Below are 23,805 nucleotides of genomic sequence, written 5' to 3' on the forward strand. Positions count from 1 at the left end.
TATTTGATAAGGATCTGAGTACAAAGACTATCGTTTCAGTTGGACGAACTTCGGCAACCAACGTTTTCGAAAGCGGCCTGCCAAATAAATACAAAAACGCCCAGCATAAAGCCGGGCGTTTGCAATAAGGTTCCGTTAAAGCTTAAAGCGTTGGATCTCTTGTTCAAGCTCGTAAGACAGCTCTGAAAGCTGCGCGGCTTGCGCTGCTGCTTCGTGTGCTTCATCGGCTAAATCATTCGATACATCACGAATACCAACCGTGTTGCGGGTAATCTCAGAAGTAACAGAAGCTTGCTCTTCAGCAGCCGAGGCAATCTGAGTTGCCATATCACTGATACGTTCAACCGCAGTCTGGATTTGTGTCAAACTTACCGCCGCAGAATCGGCATCAGCCACACTGGTTTCAGCCAGTTGACGACTATCACCCATAATACCTACCGCTTTCGCAGTCGTACCTTGAAGCGTTTCGATCATTTGCTGGATTTCTTGCGTAGATGCGTGTGTTCTTTGACTTAGCACTCGAACTTCATCCGCTACCACCGCAAAACCACGACCTTGTTCGCCAGCACGTGCGGCTTCAATTGCTGCATTCAGCGCTAACAGGTTGGTTTGCTCTGCGATACCTTGAATAGTCGAAAGAATCGTATTGATGCTGTTACCGTGCGCTTCAAGCTCTTGAATAACACCCGTTGCTACTTGCACTTCTTGCGCTAGGTTCTGGATCGAGCTCTGAGTTTGCACCACTTGCTGGCCACCATAAACACACGACGATACTGCTTCTGATGAATTTTGTGCGGTATGGTCTGCGTTACCAGCGATTTCTTGTGTTGCCGCCGCCATTTCATTAATCGCAGTAGCCACCATGTTGATTTCGTCTTGCTGTTGACGGATACGCGAACTGCGTTCTTCCGCGTGTTGCGCAGTTTGTTTCGCTTGCTCAGAAAGTGATGCCGAAACCATACCTAACTTAGACACCATCGCGTGCATGTTGCCAACAAAGGTATTGAAGTTGTTTGCCAGTTGCCCTACTTCATCGTCGCTACGCGGCTCTAGGCGCTGAGTCAAATCACCTTCACCTGATGCGATTTCTTCTAGCGCCGCAGACACTCGGCCAAGGTCGCGGAATAAGAAGCTTACTAACCATGACACCATCGCTACTACGATCAAAGTAATCACGATTGCAGTGATGATCAGGTCACGTAGCAATTCGGTATGCGCGGCTAGTTCGGTCTTACGATCCATTTCAATCGCAAAAATCCACTGTGTACCCGGTACTTCTTGGAAGTAATAAAGCTTCTGCTCACCAGCACGTTCGATTTGCTCTACCGAACCGTTGTCTGCTGCCTTCGCGATGTTGTTCATCGTTAGCTTGTTAGACAAAGTCGTTACTGGTTTAAGTAACAGGTCTTTATTCGGATGCGCTAGGAAAGTGCCATTTTGAGTATCAATCAGCATAGCGTACGCGTTTTTACCCGCATCTAGATTGATAACATCGTTGATTAGCTGGTCGATAAGTACATCGGCACCCACTACACCGATAAACTGACCGTTACGACGAACAGGTTCTGCGATGGTTACCAATAGTGCATTGGTGATAGCATCTTGGTAAGCCGTCGTGATGATTTGTTTACCTGCATTATTTGCATCTTTGTACCACGGGCGAGTACGAGGATCGTAATCCGCACGATTTCGCTCAGGATGCGAACGGTACATACCACCGTAAGGTGTACCTAAGAAGATATCGTCAAAACCACCCGCTACGCGAGCTTGCTGTAAGTAAGGAACAACATCGGCTTCTTCACTGTAGTCGTTAAATGCAGACGCGATATCTTTACGGATAGAAATCCAATCAGAGATCCCTTCCGATGCCGCCGTTGCCAAGCTAGAAACGCGAGCTTGAACACCATTGCGTGTTTGAGTCAGTAGCTGATCCGCAGATAGCCAAGTTAGTGCACTCGCCATTAGCACAACGGCTAATAAGCTGGCACCGATTAATTTATGCTTGAGTGATAATTTCATTTCTATGTTGTTGGTTGTAGAACAGACAGTGGGGAGTCTATAGATAAGAAGTTGCTTATGCACGCTATTTTCAGAAATTACTGACAGATTAGGAATCAAGGCACGCAGACACGGTATAAGTGATTAAAAAGTCGCCACAACGCCAGTAATGACAAGGGGTTGAACATTAAACAGTAATATGGGCTAAACACAAAAAAGCCAGGCATAATGCCTGGCTTTATCTATCAAAGAGATGAGAAATTACTCTTCAGTGCTGTCTTTATCTTCGCTGACTTCAGTTGAATCTGTCGCTTCTGATGCTTCTGCTGTTACTTCAGCATCTTCACCTTCTGCTACGAGTTCTTCTTCAACTTCTTCAATACGTTGTAGACCAACCACTGATTCATCTTCAGCTGTACGGATGAGTGTCACACCTTGAGTGTTACGGCCTACTTGGCTAACTTCTGCAACACGAGTACGAACCAGAGTACCAGCGTCGGTGATCATCATCATCTCGTCGCCTTCTTCTACTTGTACTGCACCTACAACCGGGCCATTACGCTCAGAAACCTTGATAGATACAACGCCTTGAGTACCGCGCCCTTTCGTTGGGTATTGTTCAAGTGAAGTACGCTTGCCGTAACCGTTTTGAGTCACAGTTAGGATATCGCCATCATTCGATGGAATGATCAGCGATACGACTTGGTCATCATCAGCTAACTTCATACCACGTACACCAGAGGCAGTACGTCCCATTGGACGAACACCCTTGAACTTAATTTCTGGGTTACCATTCTCATCAAGAACAGGTTTACCGTCTTCATCAAGTACAGGAATTTCTTCTGCTTCTTTAAAGCGAACCACTTTACCCGCTTTCGAGAACAGCATGATTTCATTCTCACCGTTAGTGATATCAACACCAATCAGTGAATCATCATCACGTAGGTTAACCGCGATTAGGCCGTTTGAACGTACATTCGCAAACTGGTTAAGCGGTGTCTTCTTAACAGTACCGTCACCAGTAGCCATAAAGATGAATTTATCTTCAGAGAACTCGTCAACACGCAGAATAGCCGTAATACGCTCACCCTCTTCCAGTGGAAGAATATTCACGATTGGCTTACCACGAGCTGTACGGCTCGCTAATGGCAATTGGTAAACTTTCAGACGGTATGTCTTACCGCGAGTAGAGAAACATAGAATGTTGTCGTGGGTATTCGCCACTAGAAGACGCTCAATGTAGTCTTCGTCCTTCATTCGAGTTGCACTCTTACCTTTACCACCACGACGCTGAGCTTCGTAGTCGCTTAGGATCTGGTACTTAACGTAACCTTCGTGAGAAAGTGTCACAACGACGTCTTCACGAGCGATTAGCTCTTCCATGTCGATGTCATGGGTTGCTGCGGTAATTTCTGTACGACGAACATCACCAAATGCATCGCGAACGGTTTCTAGCTCTTCACGAATCACTTCCATCAGACGCTCAGTGCTAGCAAGGATATGCATTAGCTCTTTGATTTCATCTAATAGTGCTTTGTATTCATCTAGGATCTTTTCGTGCTCTAGACCAGTCAGTTTATGTAGACGTAGATCTAGAATCGCTTGCGCTTGTGTTTCAGTCAGGTAGTACTGACCGTCACGAATACCGTATTGCTCTTCTAACCAATCAGGGCGAGCCGCATCAGTACCTGCACTTTCAAGCATTGCTGCTACGTTGCCAAGATCCCAACCACGAGCGACTAAGCCCGCTTTTGCTTCTGCTGGTGTTGCTGCGTTACGAATCAACTCGATGATCTCATCGATGTTCGCAAGTGCAAGAGCAAGAGCTTCTAGGATATGGGCACGGTCACGTGCTTTTTTCAGCTCAAAGATAGTACGACGAGTCACGACTTCACGACGGTGGTCGACGAAACACTTCAGCATATCTTTCAGGTTGAACAACTGTGGCTGACCATTGTTCAGCGCAACCATGTTGATACCGAAAGTTGTTTGCAACTGAGTGTTCGCGTATAGGTTGTTTAGAACCACTTCACCAACTGCGTCACGCTTACATTCAATAACAATACGCATACCGTCTTTATCTGACTCGTCACGTAGTGCACTGATGCCTTCAACTTTTTTATCTTTTACTAGCTCAGCGATCTTTTCGATCAAGCGAGCTTTGTTCACCTGGTATGGAATCTCAGTAACAATGATGGTTTCTTTACCATTCTTGTCTGCTTCCACTTCCGCTTTCGAACGCATGTAGATCTTACCGCGACCCGTTTTGTACGCGTCTACAATGCCTTTACGACCGCTGATAAGTGCAGCCGTTGGGAAATCAGGACCAGGGATGTAATCCATTAGCTCATCAATAGTGATTTCTTCGTTATTGATGAACGCAAGACAGCCATCAATTACCTCAGTCAAGTTGTGCGGAGGAATGTTGGTTGCCATACCTACCGCGATACCAGAGGCACCGTTAACCAGTAAGTTAGGAATTTTAGTTGGGAGAACTGCTGGGATTTGCTCTGTACCATCGTAGTTTGGTACGTAATCCACTGTTTCTTTGTCTAGATCAGCTAGAAGCTCGTGGGCGATTTTCGCCATGCGAACTTCGGTATAACGCATTGCCGCTGCTGAGTCGCCATCGATAGAACCAAAGTTACCTTGGCCATCGACAAGCATGTAACGTAATGAGAACGGCTGAGCCATACGTACGATAGTATCGTACACAGCGCTATCACCGTGTGGGTGATATTTACCGATTACGTCGCCAACAACACGGGCAGATTTTTTGTATGGTTTATTCCAATCATTGCCTAGTACATTCATCGCGAATAGAACACGGCGGTGTACTGGTTTTAGGCCATCACGCACATCAGGAAGAGCACGACCAACGATAACTGACATCGCATAGTCTAGGTACGAACCTCGCAGCTCATCTTCAATGTTTACGGGCGTGATCTCTTTAGCTAGATCGCTCATAGAGCCATTATCCCTCTATTTATAGATCGTATGTACAATACGTTTAAGGTGCAAAAATATAACACACAAATCAACACTTCGGCATTACTTTCCCTCACCTTTTATCAGGTTGTGAGCTTGGTTGCGATTCAAATGCCGAGAATTTACACACTCTTGATTTATCCTCCTGATTAATGGCTACATTTTAGCCAAATCCGCATAAAACTGAGCAGCTCTATGGTTTGCCCAATATTAGCGCTATAATGCCAACCATCTTTTACGGAAGTCCTATAGATACAGAGTAGTTATGACCCAATCACAGAATGTCGATCCGAAGGAAATTAAGAAGTTTGAGGAAATGGCCTCACGCTGGTGGGATCTTGAAGGCGAATTTAAACCGCTTCACCAAATTAACCCACTGCGCCTGAACTACGTGTTAGACAACGCAGATGGCCTATTTGGCAAAACTGTGCTTGATGTCGGTTGTGGTGGTGGCATTCTTGCAGAAAGCATGGCGAAAGAAGGCGCAAATGTAACGGGTCTAGATATGGGTAAAGAGCCGCTCGAGGTCGCGCGCTTACACGCTCTAGAAACCGGTACTAAGCTTACTTACATTCAAAGCACCATCGAAGACCACGCTCAAGATAACGCAGGCAAATACGATGTTGTGACCTGTATGGAAATGTTAGAGCACGTCCCTGACCCACTTTCGGTGATTCGCTCTTGTGCTGCACTGGTGAAGCCCGGCGGTCACGTTTTCTTCTCTACGCTTAACCGTAACTTTAAGTCTTACCTATTTGCGATTGTTGGCGCAGAAAAACTGCTGCGTATCGTGCCGGAAGGTACACACGACCATGATAAATTCATCCGCCCTTCCGAATTGATCAAAATGATCGATCAAACAGATCTTACTGAAACGGGCATTACTGGTCTGCACTACAACCCGCTAACGGATACCTACAAATTGGGTAACAACGTTGACGTAAATTACATCGTACATACGCAAAAGTTTTAACACCATTCACAATATCCAATCACTGATCACTTTCAAGGCGGTAGCACAAGATTTCCGCCTTTTTTAGTGCATTTTTAAACAAATTCTGGGCTCCTGTTCTCAATTTAACCAAGCGGTAATCGGCACTGAATTTTATGCAAAGATCAAGAAATTTTTTTTTGTTTGTGGTTACTTATAAACCGATCCTCAACCGGTAATTTTATACAATCTTGTGCGCTCTATTTTCATCGGTTAGTGGTTACTTACAGTTTTTTTTAATTTTGTAAGTTATCCACAAGTCATCCAAGATCTGTACCTTGAAAACCACCTTAGATAGCACTATCTTGTAACCCGCACTAAGATGCACCCCTATATGTTGTGTTTGAACTACAATATATAGATAGACTTTGATCACAGAGCTGGAACGAATTTTACAAGAATTACACAATAATCTAGCTTTAATCAGTTTTGTTAGGGAAATAAAGCAGAATGAACCAACAACTAACCGTTACTAAACGTAATGGCCGCAAAGAAATTATCGATCTTGAAAAGATCCACCGAGTGATTACCTGGGCCGCTGAAGGCCTAGATAACGTTTCTGTATCTCAAGTAGAATTGCGCGCTCACATCCAGTTCTATGATGGCATCACAACAACTGATATCCATGAAACAATCATCAAATCTGCGGCAGACTTGATCTCAGAAGAGACTCCAGATTACCAATACTTAGCAGCACGTTTGGCAGTATTCCACCTACGCAAAAAAGCGTATGGTCAATATGAGCCACCTACGCTGTACGACCATGTTGCTCGCTTGGTTGATATGGGTAAATATGACAGTCACATTCTGGAAGACTACACCAAGGCCGAGCTTGATGAGCTGAACAGCTACATCGACCACAAGCGTGACTTGGATTTTTCTTACGCGGCTGTAAAACAGTTAGAAGGTAAGTACTTCGTACAAAACCGTGTATCAGGTGAAATTTACGAAAGTGCCCAGTTCCTGTACATCTTGGTTTCTGCATGTTTATTCGCTAACTACCCTAAAGAAACTCGTCTTGATTACATCAAGCGTTTCTATGATGCGACGTCTACATTTAAGATTTCTCTACCTACACCAATTATGTCTGGTGTACGTACCCCTACTCGTCAGTTCAGCTCGTGCGTACTGATCGAGTGTGGTGATAGCCTAGATTCAATCAACGCAACAGCAAGCTCAATTGTTCGTTACGTTTCTCAACGTGCTGGTATCGGTATCAACGCAGGTCGTATCCGTGCGCTTGGTTCTGAAATCCGTGGTGGTGAAGCATTCCATACTGGTTGTATCCCATTCTACAAATACTTCCAGACAGCAGTGAAATGTTGTTCTCAAGGTGGTGTGCGTGGTGGCGCGGCAACGGTATTCTACCCGCTATGGCACGGTGAGTCTCAAGCTCTAATGGTTCTGAAGAACAACCGTGGTGTTGAAGAAAACCGTGTTCGTCATATGGACTACGGTGTACAGCTAAACCGCCTGATGTACCAACGTTTGGTAGAAGGTGGCAACATTACTCTGTTCTCGCCATCTGATGTTCCTGGTCTTTACGACGCGTTCTTCGAAAACCAAGACGAATTTGAACGTCTGTATGTGAAGTACGAAAACGATCCTTCAATTAAGAAAGAGACCGTTAAAGCAATCGAGATGTTCTCTATCTTGATGCAAGAGCGTGCGTCTACCGGCCGTATCTACATTCAGAACGTTGACCACTGTAACACTCACAGCCCGTTTGATTCAGAAGTGGCACCAGTTCGTCAGTCAAACCTATGTTTGGAAATCGCGCTGCCAACTAAGCCGCTAACAAACGTTGAAGACGATTCTGGTGAAATTGCGCTATGTACGCTATCTGCGTTCAACTTGGGTGCGATTAAGTCTCTGGATGATTTCGAAGAGTTATCTGACCTTGTCGTTCGCGCGCTTGACGCTCTATTGGATTACCAAGACTACCCTCTTCCAGCGGCGTACAAATCAACGATGAACCGTCGTACTCTAGGTGTGGGCGTCATCAACTACGCATACTACCTAGCGAAGAATGGCGTGAAATACTCAGACGGTAGCGCGAACGGTCTAACTCACCGTACGTTCGAAGCAATGCAGTACTACTTGCTGAAAGCATCTGTAGCACTAGCAAAAGAGCAAGGTAAGTGTCCGTCATTCCACGAAACAAACTACGCGAAAGGCCTACTGCCAATCGACACTTACAAGAAAGATGTCGATCTAGTTTGTGACGAGCCATTGCACTACGACTGGGACGGTCTACGCGAAGAGATCATGACTCATGGTCTGCGCAACTCTACGCTAACAGCATTGATGCCTTCAGAGACGTCTTCGCAGATCTCAAACGCAACCAACGGTATCGAGCCACCACGCGGCTACGTATCAGTGAAAGCGTCTAAAGACGGTATTCTTAAACAAGTAGTGCCTGATTTCATTAATTTGAAAAACAACTACGAGCTGCTGTGGAACATTGGTTCAAACGATGGTTACTTACACCTTGTAGGTATCATGCAGAAATTCGTGGACCAAGCGATCTCGGCAAACACAAACTACGACCCAACGCGTTTTGAAAGTGGCAAAGTTCCAATGAAAAAACTGCTACAAGACCTGTTGACTGCGTACAAGTACGGTGTGAAAACACTTTACTACCATAACACTCGTGACGGCGCGAGCGATGACCAGAAAGACGCAGTACAACCTCAAGACGACGATTGCGCAGGCGGCGGTTGTAAGATTTAATCCATAACCCAGCTCGGGTTATAACGGCTTAACAAATTATTCGCCCCTCAAGATTGAGGGGCATAAAAGGAATTGAGGCATCATGGCTTACAGTACTTTTAACCGAAACAAAAATGACCAGCTAAAAGAACCAATGTTCTTGGGTCAGTCAGTAAACGTTGCTCGCTACGACCAACAGAAATTTGAGATTTTCGAAAAACTAATCGAAAAGCAACTATCGTTCTTCTGGCGTCCGGAAGAAGTCGATGTATCAAGCGACCGTATCGACTACAACAAACTACCAGATCATGAAAAACACATCTTCATTTCGAACCTGAAGTACCAAACGCTGCTGGATTCAATCCAGGGTCGTAGCCCTAACGTAGCGTTGCTTCCATTGGTTTCTCTACCTGAAGTTGAAACTTGGATTGAAACTTGGTCATTCTCTGAAACGATTCACTCTCGTTCGTACACGCACATCATCCGTAACATCGTGAACGATCCAGGCATCGTGTTTGATGACATTGTTGAAAACGAGCACATCCTAAAGCGTGCAGAAGACATTTCTCACTACTATGACAAGCTGATCCAACTGACCAACGACTACCACCGTTACGGTGAAGGTACGCACCAAATCAATGGTGAAGAAGTGACAGTGACTCTGCAAGGTTTGAAGAAGCAACTTTACCTTTGTTTGATGTCAGTGAACGCGCTTGAAGCTATCCGTTTCTACGTAAGTTTCGCTTGTTCATTCGCGTTTGCTGAACGTGAACTGATGGAAGGCAATGCGAAAATCATCAAGCTAATCGCTCGTGATGAAGCCTTGCACCTAACCGGTACACAGCACATGATCAACTTGCTACGTAACGGTCAAGATGACTTTGCGTTCATGCAGATTGCCGAAGAGTGTAAACAAGAATGTTTTGACCTGTTCAAAGCAGCGGCTGAGCAAGAAAAAGAGTGGGCAGAATACCTATTTAAAGATGGTTCTATGATCGGTCTGAACAAAGATATCCTTTGTCAGTACGTTGAATACATCACTAACATCCGTATGCAGGCTGTTGGTCTAGGTATGGCTTACCCAGAAGCGACAACAAACCCAATTCCTTGGATTAACGCATGGCTATCTTCTGACAACGTTCAGGTCGCACCACAAGAAGCTGAGATTTCGTCTTACCTTGTTGGACAAATTGATAGTGACGTTCGTGCGGATGACTTCAAGGACTTTGAACTGTAATGCCCAGCATAAAAATCAACGGTATCTCTGCGATTCAGTCCAATCCTTCCAATACCATTTTGGAAACGATAGAAAATGCAGGCATGGAACCTGAGTATAACTGCCGAGACGGCCACTGCGGCGCATGTCGCTGTAAGCTGGTATCAGGTGAAGTGGAATACGTTGGTTTTGCTATGGCTTACACTCAAGCCGATGAAATCCTACCTTGTATATGCAAAGCAAAGTCCGACGTCGTGCTTGATGACGTTAACTACTCTCTGAAAGAGAAGCGAGCATAACAACATGAAAAACCCGGCACATTGGCCGGGTTTTTATTTTGTTTCAATTACACGAACATATTACTAAACGGGCATATTTCGTCCTGAAAGAAATGCATCCGCTGTCAGCATAGAAACCGCTTTTCCAGCGATTTCCCTACCATCATCATCGAACAGAGAAATTCGATAACCTAATGATGCCGCCTGTTCACCCTCCTCTGGTGCACTTAGCCACATCGAAATCGCATCCAAACTATGATCATTCACCGCCTCACCTAACAGGATCTTTTGGCTAGCTACCTGATACCAAACCAGTATTTTTGAATGATGGAACATCCTTATTCCTCCCAACAAATCCGCGCCGAATATTTAGTTTAAGACTGAATTGTGAAAAAACTTGAGACACTAAAGCTATAAAACCAGCTTCCTATGAAAATCATTGGTTTAAGCATTAGACAATTTTTTTATAACTAGGTAGGAATATAGGGAAAAGATAATAAGCATACAATTCATATACTTATTATCTTATTTATTCGCTAATGAGAGCGATTTCGTTTCTCTACTTAGCCGTCAACGCACTTTGAGGAACAAACATGTCTTTCTCACGAGTCAAAGAACTGTAATGTGGGAACATCGGTTTAGAACTTAAGTAGCGACGCAGCATATCTGCCGCTACAGTGGTAATCACTAGCACTCTGTCTTGGTTTGAATAAGTGCGATTGAAAGACAAAGTCTGCCCCCACTCGCCCTCTTTGGTTGCAATAGCCACTGAGAAGCTCTTCTCTTTGACTCTGCCGGTCACAATTGAAATATCTGTGCCACACTTATCTTTCGTGGCTCCCGCGAGCGCAAACGCGGCTGCGAGCGCATCATGCTCATTTTGGCCGACATCTAAGCGGCTGCCCAGCACCCATCCGTGACCGCAATACTCTGCGGCTTCCGCATCTGCGTGTAGCCAACTGGAGAGCTGACCTTGGGTCGATTGCTCTGCGGTTGAAATAGATTGCTTATTTTCGATAACCAAATGAGCAACATGCTGTTGCATCGATTCATCGACACTGACCACATGTTCCTCAATCAGCTTGAAGATCAATTGCAGCAACTTAACGCGTCGCTCCATATCCTCCTTTGGACCAAACAACTTCACTTCGATGTAGGGAAGGTAAGAGCGATAACCGAGGAAATACCCTTCTGGCAGTTCAAGTTTATCGAGTTTGTCAGACAGCGCAGACTCCGAAGTCCCAAATGTGTGCAGCTTACTGCAATCCATACCCACTTGGTTCGGATAGTGTTTCTTCAAGTCAGGGATAATTTGGCTTTCAACCATTAGCTTAAATTCGCTCGGTACACCCGGCGTAAAATAGAAATCGCACTGATTAATCGTTACTTTGAATCCACACGCAGTGCCAATGGGATTATCAATTATCACTGAACCTTGCGGTAACATTGCCTGTTTGCGATTGCTTTCTGGCATTTTCACGCTGCGTGCGGCAAAGAAGGCTTCAAGCTTTTCGGTCCACTCTGGATACTCAACCAACTCCAGTTCCCCAGCCAGCGCTGCGGCTTCCGCACTTAAATCATCGGTGGTTGGTCCTAGGCCGCCATTTACAATCACAACATCGCTATTGAAACTGAGCATCATCAACTCTTCCACCAGCGAAGACTTTTCATCGCCGACTGTTGAACGCTTCGATAACGAGAATCCGTTTTCAAAAAAGAGCTGAGAAAGCCAAGCGGCGTTGGTATCTACAATGTCGCCATGAAGAACTTCTTCGCCTGTGCTTAGCATTGCGATTCTTAACATAGATCGTCCTTACTAGTGTACGCTTAGTCTACTATTGCGTTATTATCTTTGCTTTATATCGATTCAAATTCGGTAAATCATTAGAATCATTTAAATTCTGGTTTCTATTCGTCTAGCTTTATTGGATAATTGTGAGCCTGATCATTAAAAAAACGCAGTGGAGTTATCCGTGTTAAAACAAAGCATTACCGCTTTATTCTTGTCAGCCTCAAGCCTAGCGAATGCAAGTATGAGCAACTCTAACCAACATATTGAGTTTTCGTACACGGTTGATCAAGCTGAAATTGACACGTTGTACTCATATTCCAACGCAATCAGACCTACCACTACCTACAGCATGGGGTTAACCGAGACAACGCTGCAGCTAGAAGAAGAGCCAGTCGCCAAATACCTCACTATCCAAGAAGAAAAAGATTGGGATTACCTTAAAAGCCAAACTTACACTATTTTGGGTTTAAGTGTCGCAACCGTCGGTCTGATGACGATGCTGCCTGAATCGATCACTAAGTGGGATGAAGAAGACCGCAGTCTGAGCCAAGTTGGGCAAAAATGGAAAGACAATGTCAGCGATGGCCCGGTATGGGACCGCGACGAACATTTCCTAAACTACGTGATGCACCCCTATTTTGGCGGTGTTTACTACACTGCGGCGCGTCACGCTGGCTTTAGCGAGTTTGAATCGTTTTTATATTCTGCGTCTATGTCGACGTTCTTCTGGGAGTATGGCGTTGAAGCATTCGCGGAAGTGCCGTCTTGGCAAGACCTGTTTATCACACCATTTTTTGGCGCGGTTGTTGGCGAAATGATGCTTGAAGCAGAGCAAGACATTGTCTCATCAGGTGGCGAAGTGCTCGGTTCTGAAACCATGGGTGGCGTCACCCTATTCTTCTTAAACCCTGTTGGCCATATCCATGGTTGGGTCAGTGAAGCGTGGGACGGCAGCGCTGAATTCCAATACAGCAGCAGTCCATGGTTTGGTAACCAAGACGCAGCGAAGTTTGCCCTAGACGCGGGTGCAGAATACGACCGAGCTTTCTATGGCGTTGAAATGAAAATCACTTTCTAATCGGCAAAGCAAAATTCTACTTAATATAAGCGACGTTACCACGTCGCTTTTTTGTGCTCAGGATAAAATAAACTTAATCTGAACAAACAATTAGGTGAAATTCTTGACACGTGTCAAACCTATTTCAAACGGGAATTCCTACACTGCAATAAACCCTTCCTCTCATTCCGTTTAGGAGGCCCAAAGTGAACAGCACATTTATTGTCAACTTTGTTGGTAAAGCGACACCCTCTACTATTAAGCAGCTTGCTGCAATCACACATGAAAATGGCGGTAAGTGGCTGATCAGTAAAGTCAACTTCATCGAAGACCAAGTGGCAGCCGTCATTAAGGTTGAGGTACCGTCAAATAAAGTCGATATCGTTCAAGATGCATTTGATAGTCAACAAGGTCTGTTAGTACAGATTGTTGATTCACAACCTCACAGCCATAACGCAGATACAATCTATCAATTGCGTTTGGATGCGAATGACCGCGCGGGGATCGTGAATGAAATTACCCATATCTTAGATAGCCAAGGCGTCAGCATTCTTGATATGGACTGCCAGCGTGTATTTATCGCAGGTGGCGGTGGTGTGAGCTCTAGCCTCTTTACCGCGAATATGGCGATTCGCTTGCCAGCGGAAGTGGCGATTGACGACATCGCCAACGAGCTAGAATCTCTCAGCGAAGATACTCGAGTGATGCTCGATTCATAATGGCTAAACTTAAAATAAAAAGAGCAGCCGAAGCTGCTCTTTTTTATTTTACCGACCACTGAGACAGTGAGCGTTTAAAGTCTGAGTAATCAAACTCGTTGAGTTTTTGAATCTCACCGCTTGAGCGCTCACAGTAAACCGACGGCATGCGTAGACCGTTAAACCAGTTCAGTTTCACCATGGTGTAACCCGCACTATCAAGAATATGCAGGCGTTGGCCAATTTCTAGCGGCTGTTCAAAGTTCGCCACACAAAACTGGTCACCAGCAAGACATGAACACGAACCGATCACGTACTCGTGCTCACCACTCTCTGATGCTTCTAGAATCGACGCAGGCTCGTTATAAATCAACGTATCAAGACGGTGCGCTTCTGTTGCTGAGTCCACAATCGCCGTTTTCTTTACGTTCTCAACGATATCAACCACAGTGACCACAAGGTCAGTCGTCTTAGTGATGATCGCTTCGCCCGGTTCTAGGTACATTTGCACACCGTGCTTTTCAGCAAACGCTTTCAGCGCTAGGCCAAGCTTTTCGATGTCATAGCCTGGCCACGTGAAGAACACACCGCCGCCCATGCTAACCCAATCCAGCTTATCTAGGTACTCACCAAACTGCTCTGAGATTGAATCAAGCAAACCGATAAACGCATCTACGTCTTTGTTCTCACAGTTCATGTGGAACATCACGCCGTCAATCCCTTCAAAGACTTCTGGCTTGATGTGATCGGCCTGAACACCAAGACGAGAAAACTGACGAGCTGGGTTCGCTAAGTCTTGACCTGCGTAGCTAACGCCAGGATTCAAACGAAGACCAATCGACGCTTTACCTTCCACGATATGGCGGTAAGCAGCGAGTTGTGACTGTGAGTTAAAGATCATCTTGTCACAAATATCGGCGACTTCGCGCACGTCATCTTCGCTGTAGCCCACGCTGTACGCGTGCGTTTCGCCACCAAAGGTTTCGTAGCCAAGTTTGACCTCAAACGGACCCGAACTTGTCGTGCCATCAAGGTAAGGTTTGATGATGTCGAATACACCCCAAGTTGAGAAACACTTCAGTGCTAACACTAGCTTCACACCAGAGATTTCTTTTAGCAGTTTCGCTTTCTCTAGGTTCTCAATCAACTTGTCTTCATTGATCATGAAGTACGGAGTTTTAAGTTCGTTGTGCTGCATTTAAATACCTTAAGCTCCCTCGCCTAAACGAAGACACTATAAAACCGAACAAAGCCGACGCAGATGCATCGGCTTAGATTTTAATTAATTCAAGACTAGCCCGAATTTAACTACTTATTTTTTAAGCTCGTGGATAACTGGTAAGCCTTGACTTGGTTCTAACTCCTGAACGTGCCAGTCCAGACCGATAGAAGGCATTGTTTCTAGGAACGGATCTGGGTCTAGCTGTTCCATGTTGAACACGCCCTTGTCTGCCCACTTGCCACGGAAGAATTGCAGTGCTGCAGTGATCGCTGGTACACCCGTAGTGTAAGAGATCGCTTGGTGCTCTACGTCTTCGTATGCCACTTCGTGATCAGCGTTGTTGTAGATAAATACGCTACGATCGATGCCGTCTTTCTTACCTTGTACCCAAGTACCGATACACGTTAGACCGGTGTAGCCCGGTGCGAGTGACGTTGGGTCTGGGAGTAGAGCTTTCAATACGTGTAGCGGCTGTACCACTGTACCGTCGTGTAGCGTTAGTGGGTCTGGGCTTAGTAGACCGATGTCACGCATTACGTTGAAGTAGTTTAGGTAACGGTCGCCAAAACCCATCCAGAACTCGATACGTTTTGCTGGGATGAACTCTTTCATTGAACGAACTTCATCGTGCGCCATTGAGTACACTTTGTGTGAACCACAGTTCGGGAAATCGAACTCAAGCATACGTGAATGACAAGGTACTTGCTTCCATTCGCCATTCTCCCAGTAGAAAGAATCGCCTTGGATTTCCAGCATGTTGGTTTCTGGGTCAAAGTTTGTCGCAAACTTCTTACCGTGGTCGCCAGCGTTAACGTCCATTACGTCGATAGTATCGATTTCATCAAACAGGTGCTTCACAGCGTATGCTGCGAATACAGATACTACGCCTGGATCGAAACCCGCACCTAAGATACCTGTGATGCCCGCTTCTGCGAACTTCTCACGGTAGCCCCACTGCCAGTCGTACGCTTGTGGTACTTGTTGGCCTTCTGAACATAGGTCAACCGCCACTGACGTATCCAAGTAAGATACTTTTGCCTGGTAACATGCTTCCATAATTGGCATGTTTACCCACGGAGGACCTGCGTTGATGACTAGGTCAGGCTGAACTTCTTTAATTAGAGCAACCAATGAATCTACGTCGTCAGCATTTACTGCTCGAGCTTCTAGCTTCTTAGTTGAGTCTTTCAGATTGTTTTTCTTCTGAATAGACTCGATGATTTTCTCACACTTACCGATGGTACGTGATGCGATTGTGATATCACCCAGTACGTCGTTGTTTTGAGCTGCTTTATGTGCAACTACCCAGCCAACGCCGCCTGCACCAATCTGTAGAACTGCCATAGTTATTCGTTACCTTTATTTAACTAGCTCAGCCGCTAGAGTGTTAATTTTATTAAGTAAAGATTCGAAATCCGAAATCTTCAAACATGGGTTTAGGATAGTGAATTTCAGCGCAGATTTGCCGTCCACTACCGTTTCTCCAAGCACTGCAACGCCGCGAACCAGCGCTTCCAGTCTTAGAGCTTTGTTGAGTTCATCTAAATCCACAGCCTCGCTGTTTACCGCGCGAAACAGCACTGTAGAAAGTGCAGGCTCAGCCAATAGTTCAAAGCCTTCACTATTACGGACAAGATTCGCAACTTGCTGTGTTTGACCAAGCAAGTGATCGTACATTTTACCTAGTGTGTTCGGCCCTACGTTTTGCATCGTCATAAAGACTTTCAAAGCATCAAAACGTTTGGTCGTCGCGATAGACTTGTCTACCAAGTTTGGTAGCTCGTCATGTTCGCGGTTCAAGTAATCCGCATGGTGAAGTAAGAACTTGAAGTTGGCTTTATCGTTAACCAACAACGCACCACAGCTGATTGTTTGGTAGAACAACTTGTGGAAGTCAACGCTAACAGACTCGGCACGCTCAATGCCTTTCAGGCGGTTTTTGTGGCTGCTTAGAATCAACGCACCACCATAAGCACCGTCGACGTGCATCCACATCTGGTGCTTTTGAGCCATATCCGCGATGAAATCTAGATCGTCGATGGCACCGTGGTCGGTCGTACCTGCTGTACCTACGATAGCAAACGGAATTAGTCCTTCAGATTTCGCTTGTTCAATCACAGTGTCTAGCTTGCTTACATCCATTGTACCGTCAGCATTGGCATCGACTGCAAGAATCGCTTTCTCACCCAGCCCCATCCAAGAAGCTGATTTTTGTACCGTGAAGTGTGATTTCTTCGAACATACGATACGTAGCTTATCTGCGTAATCAGGAAGGCCGAGCTTTTGGATAGAGTGACCGCTTAACTTATCTGCAATCCAGTCACGAGCTAACATCAGGCCCATTTGGTTACTCTGAGTACCACCACTAGTGAAAATACCGTCTGACTTCTCGCCTAACTCGTACTTATCACATAGCCAATCAACCACTTTTTGCTCCACATAAGTCGCAGAAGATGCTTGATCCCATGAATCCATTGATTGGTTTAATGCAGCGATCATTGCTTCTGCCGCCACGGCTGGCATCAACGGTGGAGTATGTAAGTGTGCGATACAATCTGGGTGCTGAACAAAGATAGAGTTCTTGGCAACTAAGTCTGCAGTTTCACCGATAACATCAATCAGTGGTGCGTTCTTGTTGTCTAGGTCAACCGCGTTGATAGCATGTTCTAAGAGCTTTGGTTCAAGACCTGAGTAAGGTGCTTTCACTTGCTCGAATACTGATTTCATCGCTGCCGTTGTGTGGTTCATCACTTTAGCAAACTCAGCACTGCCCATTTCACCTGTATGGATGAAATGCTGCTTCCAGCTCTCGTTCGCGTGTTCTGCATCAACCTTGTTGCCACCAGCGACTAGAATTGCTTCTTCTAAAACGCGAAGTGCAAAGTCAATCTGCTCGAAAGAGATGATTAAAGGAGGTAGAAAACGGATAACCGAACCTTCACGACCGCCTTTTTCAACCATTAGACCACGCTCAAGCGCAGCACGTTGAATTTTCAGTGTCAGTTCACCATCCGCAACAGGCTCACCAAACTTGTTAAGTTCGCTGCCCGGTTTACGGATTTCTACACCTAACATCAGGCCTTTACCACGAACTTCTGCAATGCAGTCTACGCGTTTTTGCATTGCTTCTAGGCCATGACGTAAGTATTGACCGGCGATGTTTGCGTGCTCAACAAGATTATCGCGTTCGATGATTTCCAACGCTTTCGCGCCAGATACCATGGCAAGTTGGTTGCCACGGAACGTACCTGTGTGCTCACCTGGCTTCCATGTATCGTGCTGTTTATTGATCACTAGCAGTGACATTGGCATACCGCCGCCGATCGCTTTAGACAAACACAGTACATCTGGCACAATGCCCGATTCTTCGAAAGCGAAGTTGTAGCCAGTTTTACCTACACCACACTGGATCTCATCAAAGATCAGTAGGATTCCGTGCTCGTCACAGATACGACGAAGTTCACGCAACCAGAATGCTGGTGCAGGGATAACACCGCCCTCTCCTTGTACTGGTTCAACGACGATCGCTGCAGGCTTCATAATGCCCGCTTCGTCATCGTTTAGAAGACGTTCGATGTAACGAATGCTCGCTTTCGCGCCTTCGTCACCACCAAGGCCAAACGGACAACGTAAATTGTATGGAAATGGCATAAAGTGTACGTCTGACATTAAGCCAGTACGACGCGCTTTAGTGCCAAGGTTGCCCATCATACCCATCGTGCCGTTGGTCATACCGTGGTACGCGCCACGGAAAGCAAACATGGTGTTTCGGCCTGTCGTTTGTTTCGCTAGCTTGATCGCTGCTTCTACGGCGTCAGCACCAGAAGGACCACAGAACTGGATTACGCAGTTGTCTGCCAGTTGCTGGGGTAAGAAATTCTTCACAGCATGAATGAAGTTGGTTTTTGCTTTGGTCGCAATATCAAGCGTCTGATAAGGTAAACCGCTGTCTAACTGGTCTTTTAACGCTTGGTTGATTTCCGGGTGGTTGTAACCCAGCGCCAACGTGCCTGCGCCTGCAAGACAGTCTAGAAACAGTTGACCACGTGTATCTTCAACTAAGGCACCGTAGGCTTGCTTGATGGCAATCGGCAAGCGGCGTGGATAAGAGCGAACTTCAGATTCGTGCTGCTCTTGATCCAATAGAATTTGGTCTGGAGTAAGGTCGTAAGTACCTTCCAACAAAGGAATTTGTGTAGAAAATGGAGTCGCGATAGTGTTGTTATCGACTTCAAAGGCTGTGCTCATGATTTAATCCCTTGAAATAGTTAAAGCCCTTCCTATCGGCAGCAAAGCAGTTTGGAAGGTATAGCAGGCCATAACACGGTTCCGCTGGAAAACGTGTACGACAAATTGCTCCATCATTTAGATGGACTAAAAATCAAAGGGTTAATCAAGGTTCAGTAATGCAACTGTCTTGTAAAACAGGGCATTCAGGAAGAACTAAGCTGATTATTGTGTGTTTGTTAAGTGAGTTCAATGTTGGGTTTCCCATTCACTTGCCGCAACGCGACAACAGTATCCCGTCTATCGATAAAAGGACTTATCGATACCTACCCTACGTGATGTTCACTCAGCCCGAATGACGTCACGCGTATCCCCCAGAATCGTAGTTTTCGAATCACTTCCGAGATTGCGCGCGAACATATCACAAAATAAAATATTCTCGCAACAACTTTTCATCTTTGGTTATTAATTAATTAGTCATTAATCAAAAAGCTGGCACTTTGGCCAGCTCTATTTTGAGTGGTTTGGCGCGTTTTCCACTAATCCGTTTTTAGCACCTGCGCCAGCATAGCCGCATCATCTAACACATTGTTCTCTATTAGGTTCGCACCTTCGAATGCTTCCGCAACACCCTCAAGTACAATGGTTTGTTCTTTACCATCATCAGAGACCGTTAAGATAACGTCACCATTGTCCGAATCGAGCGTTGCTGACACTTTGCCGATCAAATCGCTGAGCGCAACGTCGTCGCTACTATCAAGGATGCCCCTTAAATCGATCTGGTCGCTGTTAAGGACAAAGTTATCGACGATATCGGTGCCGTTATCCAAAGTGGAATCGAGCCAAACAAACAAGTTGTCGTTCTCGTCCCCCAACATAAGCTGATTACCGAGCTGCGCATTGATCTCGTCACCTTGCTCTGGCGACAGCACTTCATATCCGGAGGTATCAGAGATATCGATGGTAACCTTGGCTTCTTCACTTTCCGCTAGGTTAGAGTCGACAGCAATGTAGTCGAAGCTATCTTCATTGCAGTTCTCCAAGCCAGAAATGTAGTTGAGAACCCAGTTACCGCCAGTAGAAGAGAATTCCATGTAGGTAATCGGATTGTTTGGGTCTGGTGATTCGAATGTGAACTCATAAAAGAACTGATCGTTCCCCGTGTCACCTTCATCTTTCTGGTATTGCTCAACGTATTGGGTACCATCCGCCAGAGTGAACGTCACCTCGACCACGACTTTGCTGTGAGTATTAAACGCTGCACCCATACCGTCTAAACCAAATGACACCACGTTAAGCGGGTTATTGATTAAGTCAATGTTCAACGTTTCAGGAGAATTGAGTCCGGCTCCGTCAGCGTCACCGAGACCACAACCAAAATGATCTGGCCCGTCGAAGTAGTGCACCAATGGCATGCCATTATTGTTGGTTATGCTGATGCCTATCGTGTTGCCATTTGATAGCGTCACCAAGCGCTCGGTGTCACTGATAAACACACCCCAGTTGATTAAGCCATCGACACCGTGCGGCAGTTCTCCGCTACAACCGATTTCAAACTCTTCACTTGGCGCAGGAACGTAACTGATATTGTCTGGGTTGAGCAGCTTGCTCGCGTCAATATCGCTTCCCGGAACATGCAAGTCATCTTCAGTCAGCACACGAGTTTCACCGAACTCATCGGTATACAAAAGTACGCCATGTTCAGGCAAACTCGTGATCATGACACTCAGTTGAACGCCAGCGAGGTCATCTTCTACATCGGAGATGTAGTCTAGGTCTTCATCCTCATCGTCGTTAAATTTAATCGGAATGACAGGTTGATTAGACCCATCAATCTCAAAGCACTCAGCAACCGGTGGAAGATTGTTGTTTCCGCCAGGGACACTAAAATAGACGTTCACCGTCGCCGTATGGGGCTCGTCACAATCGCCTAAGATCTGGTCGTCAGGGACATCGAGTGTTTTTACGGTGACTTCAATGCTGTGCTGTTGCATCAGCGGCTCAAAGCCATCACTGTACGCTTGCTCGCCAAACTCTGTTAATCCGATCTCGCCAGTATTTGGGTCAATCATATACAAGTCGTTACCCTGACCATCTTGAACGTTTTGGCTGATTTCGTATTCGTGCTGTTGATTGTCAGGATCGACAAAACCAACCTGACCAACTTTATCCCCTGCTTGGCGATCTTCGTCATAACTAAAGCTGTAAGCCTCTGCTTTAGTCTCTGTCAGCTCCCCTTCATCGTTTAATTGCATGAATTCCGGTTGATCGTTAGTGCCGTCAATGTAAACATTCACAACCGTCGCCACACCATCTTCATCGTAGACAGTAAATTGGTCCTGTAGGCTTTCACCCGGCGCGAGCTGGTCAAATGCTTCATAAGCCATATATGTCCAACTGCCGTCTATTGCTAAGTTGAACGTCCCATGAGCCCCTTGAATGTTCGACTGGCTGACAAACGCCGACTCGGATTCTAGTTGGCCATTTAACTGAATATCTTCGTCTGTTTCGCAAGCTCGCACGTCCATCTCAGCGTCATCTGAACGAACAGGCGTATCAATTTCTTCGATGGGTGCGGTAGTAACGTTTTCCTCGACCAGTTCAAGCAAGGTTACGCTCTGAGTTCGAGATAAACCTTGAGCTTCAAGTCCTGCCGTTTCAAAAGCGGTTGCAGCGAGCGTCTCCGCACCAGTTCGCTCAATCGAACCACTGTTGGTTAGACTCGAACCACCTTGTTCCCCTGCTGCGGTCGCTAGGTCTTCATTTTGTGTTGGGTCGGCACCTTGCTCAATCTGCTCCAAAATAGCCGCAATTTCGTTGTCGAGATTGAGAGCGACTAAAGCGCCCTGCTCAGACACAACCTGAGCTTGAGTGTCTGTTGCGGCAGTGGCTCCTTGACCAAGTACAACGATCACCTCCCCCGGTCCTGGAACTTCTCCGGGTAACAGTTCTCGAATCTGTCCATTGATGTCGATAACAACGGTGGTATTGGCTAGAGCGAGTGTCGCAAGTGTATTCATATTCATAGTTCACTTCCGAATTGTATGAATTTCGAAGACCACTTTTCACCAATAGTCTTCGCTTAGCGCGTACTTGTGCACACTATAAAGCTAGTTTTATTCGTCATCCTCAGCCAGTTAATGACATAAAAGTCCTAACGAAAATTGATACTTTTATAAGTTCGGTTGGAAAATCTATACAAGCTCCGATCACTTTTTTGTTCTATAAGCTACGCTTTTCTTAACTGTTTTCGCCTTTTAAGTTTTTACTCACCTGACTTTAATTGGTTTGTTTCCAGTTAAGGAGGCTACTTTGAATTTGAAGAGAACGATATTGGCTAGCTGCGTAGTGGTCGCGAGTATGAGCAGTCATAGCCAAACCCTTGAACAAGCCGTCGCGATTACTTTAGCTACCAACCCAGAAATCAAAGCGGTGTACAATGAATTCCAAAGCGCGGTACAAGAACACTCAGCGTCTGGTGGTGCTTACTTACCTAGCCTAGACTTGGATGCCGGGATAGGTTACGAGCGAATAGACCCCGCAGACTCGACCGGACGCGATACCAGCGACCTAACACGGAAAGAAGCCAGTCTGACCTTAACTCAATTATTGTGGGATGGTTCTGCCACCCTAAACGATATTGACCGAACCGCTGCGGAAGCAGAATCGATTCGGCTGCAACTATTAGCCGACGCTTCAGACTTGGCTCTTCAAGTGACCAGTGTTTATTTGGACGCAGTGAAAGCAACCGAAGTATTAGCACTGTCCGAGAGTAACTTGGCGGTACATAAGAAGATCTACAAAGACATTCAACGCCGCGCTGAATCGGGTATTGGCTCGACAGCTGACGTATCACAAGTCGAGGCGCGGATTGCCAAAGCACATGGCAATCTACTCGCCGCGCAAAACAACCTAATCGACACGCATACGCAATTTCGACGTTTGGTTGGGCAAGAGCCGCTCGGGCTCAACTATCCAAGAGCAGATATTACCAAGCTACCGCTGTCGTTATCCGACGCGTTAGTAGAGGCATTCGATAAACATCCTGTGATTCAAGTGTCGAGAATCGATGTCGACTCAGCACGCTTTCAATACAAACAATCTAAGGGTAATTACTACCCAACCTTCTCGATTGAAGCGAGCCAAACTTGGCGTGACGATGCCGGTGGTGACGAAGGACGCAGCGACGAAACACTTGCGATGCTGCGCATGCGCTACAACCTTTACAACGGTGGCAGCGACAGCGACCTATCTGAAAAAGCCGCTTACCAACTCAACAAAGCAAAAGACTTACGTGATAACGCTTTCAGACAAGTTGAAGAAGGCTTGCGACTATCATGGAGCGCTCTGGATCTCACCCTGCAACAAAAGAACTTCCTCGCAGATCATGTAGACTCGGCATCAGAAACTGTGATTGCCTACGAGAAGCAATACCGTATTGGTCAACGAACTTTGTTGGACTTGCTTAACACCGAAAACGAGCTTTTTCAGGCGCGTAAAGATTATCTAGACGCACATTATGCCGAGCAATACGCGAAATACCGCGTAATGAACGCGACAGGTAACCTGCTAGATGCACTGTTGGTCGACACCCCAGAAGATTGGACAGCAAACGTGGAGTATTGA

General features: G+C 46.0%; 15 protein-coding genes. 7 read left to right on the top strand and 8 right to left on the bottom strand.

The genetic code is table 11. The features are described 5' to 3' along the window. Positions 1 to 135: 135 nt before the first annotated feature. Both HCZ42_RS00210 and gyrA read right to left on the bottom strand, forming a co-directional pair. Positions 136 to 2,019, bottom strand: a complete 1,884-nt coding sequence (locus tag HCZ42_RS00210) for a methyl-accepting chemotaxis protein (RefSeq protein WP_167418785.1) — start codon at positions 2,017 to 2,019, stop codon at positions 136 to 138. A 240-nt stretch (positions 2,020 to 2,259) separates the two neighbouring features. Beyond that, positions 2,260 to 4,965 carry a DNA topoisomerase (ATP-hydrolyzing) subunit A gene (gyrA, locus tag HCZ42_RS00215; RefSeq protein WP_167418786.1) on the bottom strand — a complete coding sequence of 902 codons (2,706 nt, stop codon included), beginning with the start codon at positions 4,963 to 4,965 and terminating at the stop codon, positions 2,260 to 2,262. A gap of 286 nt (positions 4,966 to 5,251) precedes the next feature. Between gyrA and ubiG the strand changes: the two genes are divergently transcribed. From ubiG to yfaE, 4 genes are all read left to right on the top strand, one after another. Further along, a complete protein-coding gene (gene ubiG / locus HCZ42_RS00220) occupies positions 5,252 to 5,959 on the top strand; it encodes a bifunctional 2-polyprenyl-6-hydroxyphenol methylase/3-demethylubiquinol 3-O-methyltransferase UbiG (RefSeq protein ID WP_167418787.1) in 708 nt (235 codons plus the stop codon). 468 nt (positions 5,960 to 6,427) lie between these two features. Then, on the top strand, positions 6,428 to 8,710 hold the full coding sequence (gene nrdA / locus HCZ42_RS00230; RefSeq protein ID WP_167418789.1) for a class 1a ribonucleoside-diphosphate reductase subunit alpha: 2,283 nt from the start codon (positions 6,428 to 6,430) through the stop codon (positions 8,708 to 8,710). Between the two features lie 82 nt (positions 8,711 to 8,792). Next, on the top strand, positions 8,793 to 9,926 hold the full coding sequence (gene nrdB / locus HCZ42_RS00235) for a class Ia ribonucleoside-diphosphate reductase subunit beta (protein WP_167418790.1): 1,134 nt from the start codon (positions 8,793 to 8,795) through the stop codon (positions 9,924 to 9,926). After that, positions 9,926 to 10,204, top strand: coding sequence for a class I ribonucleotide reductase maintenance protein YfaE (yfaE, locus tag HCZ42_RS00240; protein WP_053408511.1), 279 nt, complete (start codon positions 9,926 to 9,928; stop codon positions 10,202 to 10,204). The genes nrdB and yfaE overlap by 1 nt, the downstream gene beginning before the upstream one ends. Before the next feature lie 63 nt (positions 10,205 to 10,267). On the opposite strand, the gene HCZ42_RS00245 is transcribed toward yfaE, so the two are convergent. Next, positions 10,268 to 10,519 (bottom strand): 30S ribosomal protein S6 modification protein, encoded by a 252-nt coding sequence (locus HCZ42_RS00245; protein ID WP_167418791.1) that lies wholly within the window; start codon positions 10,517 to 10,519, stop codon positions 10,268 to 10,270. Between the two features lie 223 nt (positions 10,520 to 10,742). Further along, positions 10,743 to 11,987 (bottom strand): CinA family nicotinamide mononucleotide deamidase-related protein, encoded by a 1,245-nt coding sequence (locus HCZ42_RS00250; protein ID WP_167418792.1) that lies wholly within the window; start codon positions 11,985 to 11,987, stop codon positions 10,743 to 10,745. 169 nt (positions 11,988 to 12,156) lie between these two features. On the opposite strand from HCZ42_RS00250, the gene HCZ42_RS00255 reads away from it, so the two are divergent. Continuing rightward, complete coding sequence (locus HCZ42_RS00255) at positions 12,157 to 13,053, top strand: DUF3943 domain-containing protein (RefSeq protein WP_167418793.1); 897 nt, start codon at positions 12,157 to 12,159, stop codon at positions 13,051 to 13,053. A gap of 185 nt (positions 13,054 to 13,238) precedes the next feature. Next, positions 13,239 to 13,751: a glycine cleavage system protein R gene (locus tag HCZ42_RS00260; protein ID WP_167418794.1), complete on the top strand. Its 513-nt coding sequence runs from the start codon at positions 13,239 to 13,241 to the stop codon at positions 13,749 to 13,751. Between the two features lie 43 nt (positions 13,752 to 13,794). Here HCZ42_RS00260 and nspC read toward each other — a convergent pair whose 3' ends face one another. The 4 genes from nspC to HCZ42_RS00280 all read right to left on the bottom strand — a co-directional run bounded on the left by nspC (position 13,795) and on the right by HCZ42_RS00280 (position 22,205). Further along, the gene (gene nspC, locus HCZ42_RS00265) at positions 13,795 to 14,928 is read right to left on the bottom strand and encodes a carboxynorspermidine decarboxylase (protein ID WP_167418795.1); all 1,134 of its coding nucleotides are present in this window, start codon (positions 14,926 to 14,928) and stop codon (positions 13,795 to 13,797) included. Between the two features lie 114 nt (positions 14,929 to 15,042). Then, complete coding sequence (locus tag HCZ42_RS00270; protein WP_167418796.1) at positions 15,043 to 16,296, bottom strand: carboxynorspermidine synthase; 1,254 nt, start codon at positions 16,294 to 16,296, stop codon at positions 15,043 to 15,045. 15 nt (positions 16,297 to 16,311) lie between these two features. Beyond that, the gene (locus tag HCZ42_RS00275) at positions 16,312 to 19,200 is read right to left on the bottom strand and encodes a pyridoxal phosphate-dependent class III aminotransferase (protein ID WP_167418797.1); all 2,889 of its coding nucleotides are present in this window, start codon (positions 19,198 to 19,200) and stop codon (positions 16,312 to 16,314) included. Positions 19,201 to 19,718: 518 nt separating this feature from the next. Continuing rightward, positions 19,719 to 22,205 carry a VCBS domain-containing protein gene (locus tag HCZ42_RS00280; RefSeq protein WP_167418798.1) on the bottom strand — a complete coding sequence of 829 codons (2,487 nt, stop codon included), beginning with the start codon at positions 22,203 to 22,205 and terminating at the stop codon, positions 19,719 to 19,721. Between the two features lie 334 nt (positions 22,206 to 22,539). Here HCZ42_RS00280 and HCZ42_RS00285 point away from each other — a divergent pair, with 334 nt between their 5' ends. Beyond that, positions 22,540 to 23,805, top strand: coding sequence for a TolC family outer membrane protein (locus HCZ42_RS00285; protein WP_175579351.1), 1,266 nt, complete (start codon positions 22,540 to 22,542; stop codon positions 23,803 to 23,805).

It is taken from the genome of Vibrio hepatarius, from assembly GCF_011806575.1.
GTDB lineage: Bacteria > Pseudomonadota > Gammaproteobacteria > Enterobacterales > Vibrionaceae > Vibrio > Vibrio hepatarius_A.

Coding starts and splice junctions, on each gene's coding strand:
- nrdA (WP_167418789.1), top strand. CDS start 6,428: ATGAACCAACAACTAACCGTTACTAAACGTAATGGCCGCAAAGAAATT.
- ubiG (WP_167418787.1), top strand. CDS start 5,252: ATGACCCAATCACAGAATGTCGATCCGAAGGAAATTAAGAAGTTTGAG.
- HCZ42_RS00280 (WP_167418798.1), bottom strand. CDS start 22,205: ATGAATATGAATACACTTGCGACACTCGCTCTAGCCAATACCACCGTT.
- gyrA (WP_167418786.1), bottom strand. CDS start 4,965: ATGAGCGATCTAGCTAAAGAGATCACGCCCGTAAACATTGAAGATGAG.
- HCZ42_RS00275 (WP_167418797.1), bottom strand. CDS start 19,200: ATGAGCACAGCCTTTGAAGTCGATAACAACACTATCGCGACTCCATTT.
- HCZ42_RS00285 (WP_175579351.1), top strand. CDS start 22,540: ATGAGCAGTCATAGCCAAACCCTTGAACAAGCCGTCGCGATTACTTTA.
- HCZ42_RS00245 (WP_167418791.1), bottom strand. CDS start 10,519: ATGTTCCATCATTCAAAAATACTGGTTTGGTATCAGGTAGCTAGCCAA.
- HCZ42_RS00210 (WP_167418785.1), bottom strand. CDS start 2,019: ATGAAATTATCACTCAAGCATAAATTAATCGGTGCCAGCTTATTAGCC.
- yfaE (WP_053408511.1), top strand. CDS start 9,926: ATGCCCAGCATAAAAATCAACGGTATCTCTGCGATTCAGTCCAATCCT.
- HCZ42_RS00250 (WP_167418792.1), bottom strand. CDS start 11,987: ATGTTAAGAATCGCAATGCTAAGCACAGGCGAAGAAGTTCTTCATGGC.
- nrdB (WP_167418790.1), top strand. CDS start 8,793: ATGGCTTACAGTACTTTTAACCGAAACAAAAATGACCAGCTAAAAGAA.
- nspC (WP_167418795.1), bottom strand. CDS start 14,928: ATGCAGCACAACGAACTTAAAACTCCGTACTTCATGATCAATGAAGAC.
- HCZ42_RS00270 (WP_167418796.1), bottom strand. CDS start 16,296: ATGGCAGTTCTACAGATTGGTGCAGGCGGCGTTGGCTGGGTAGTTGCA.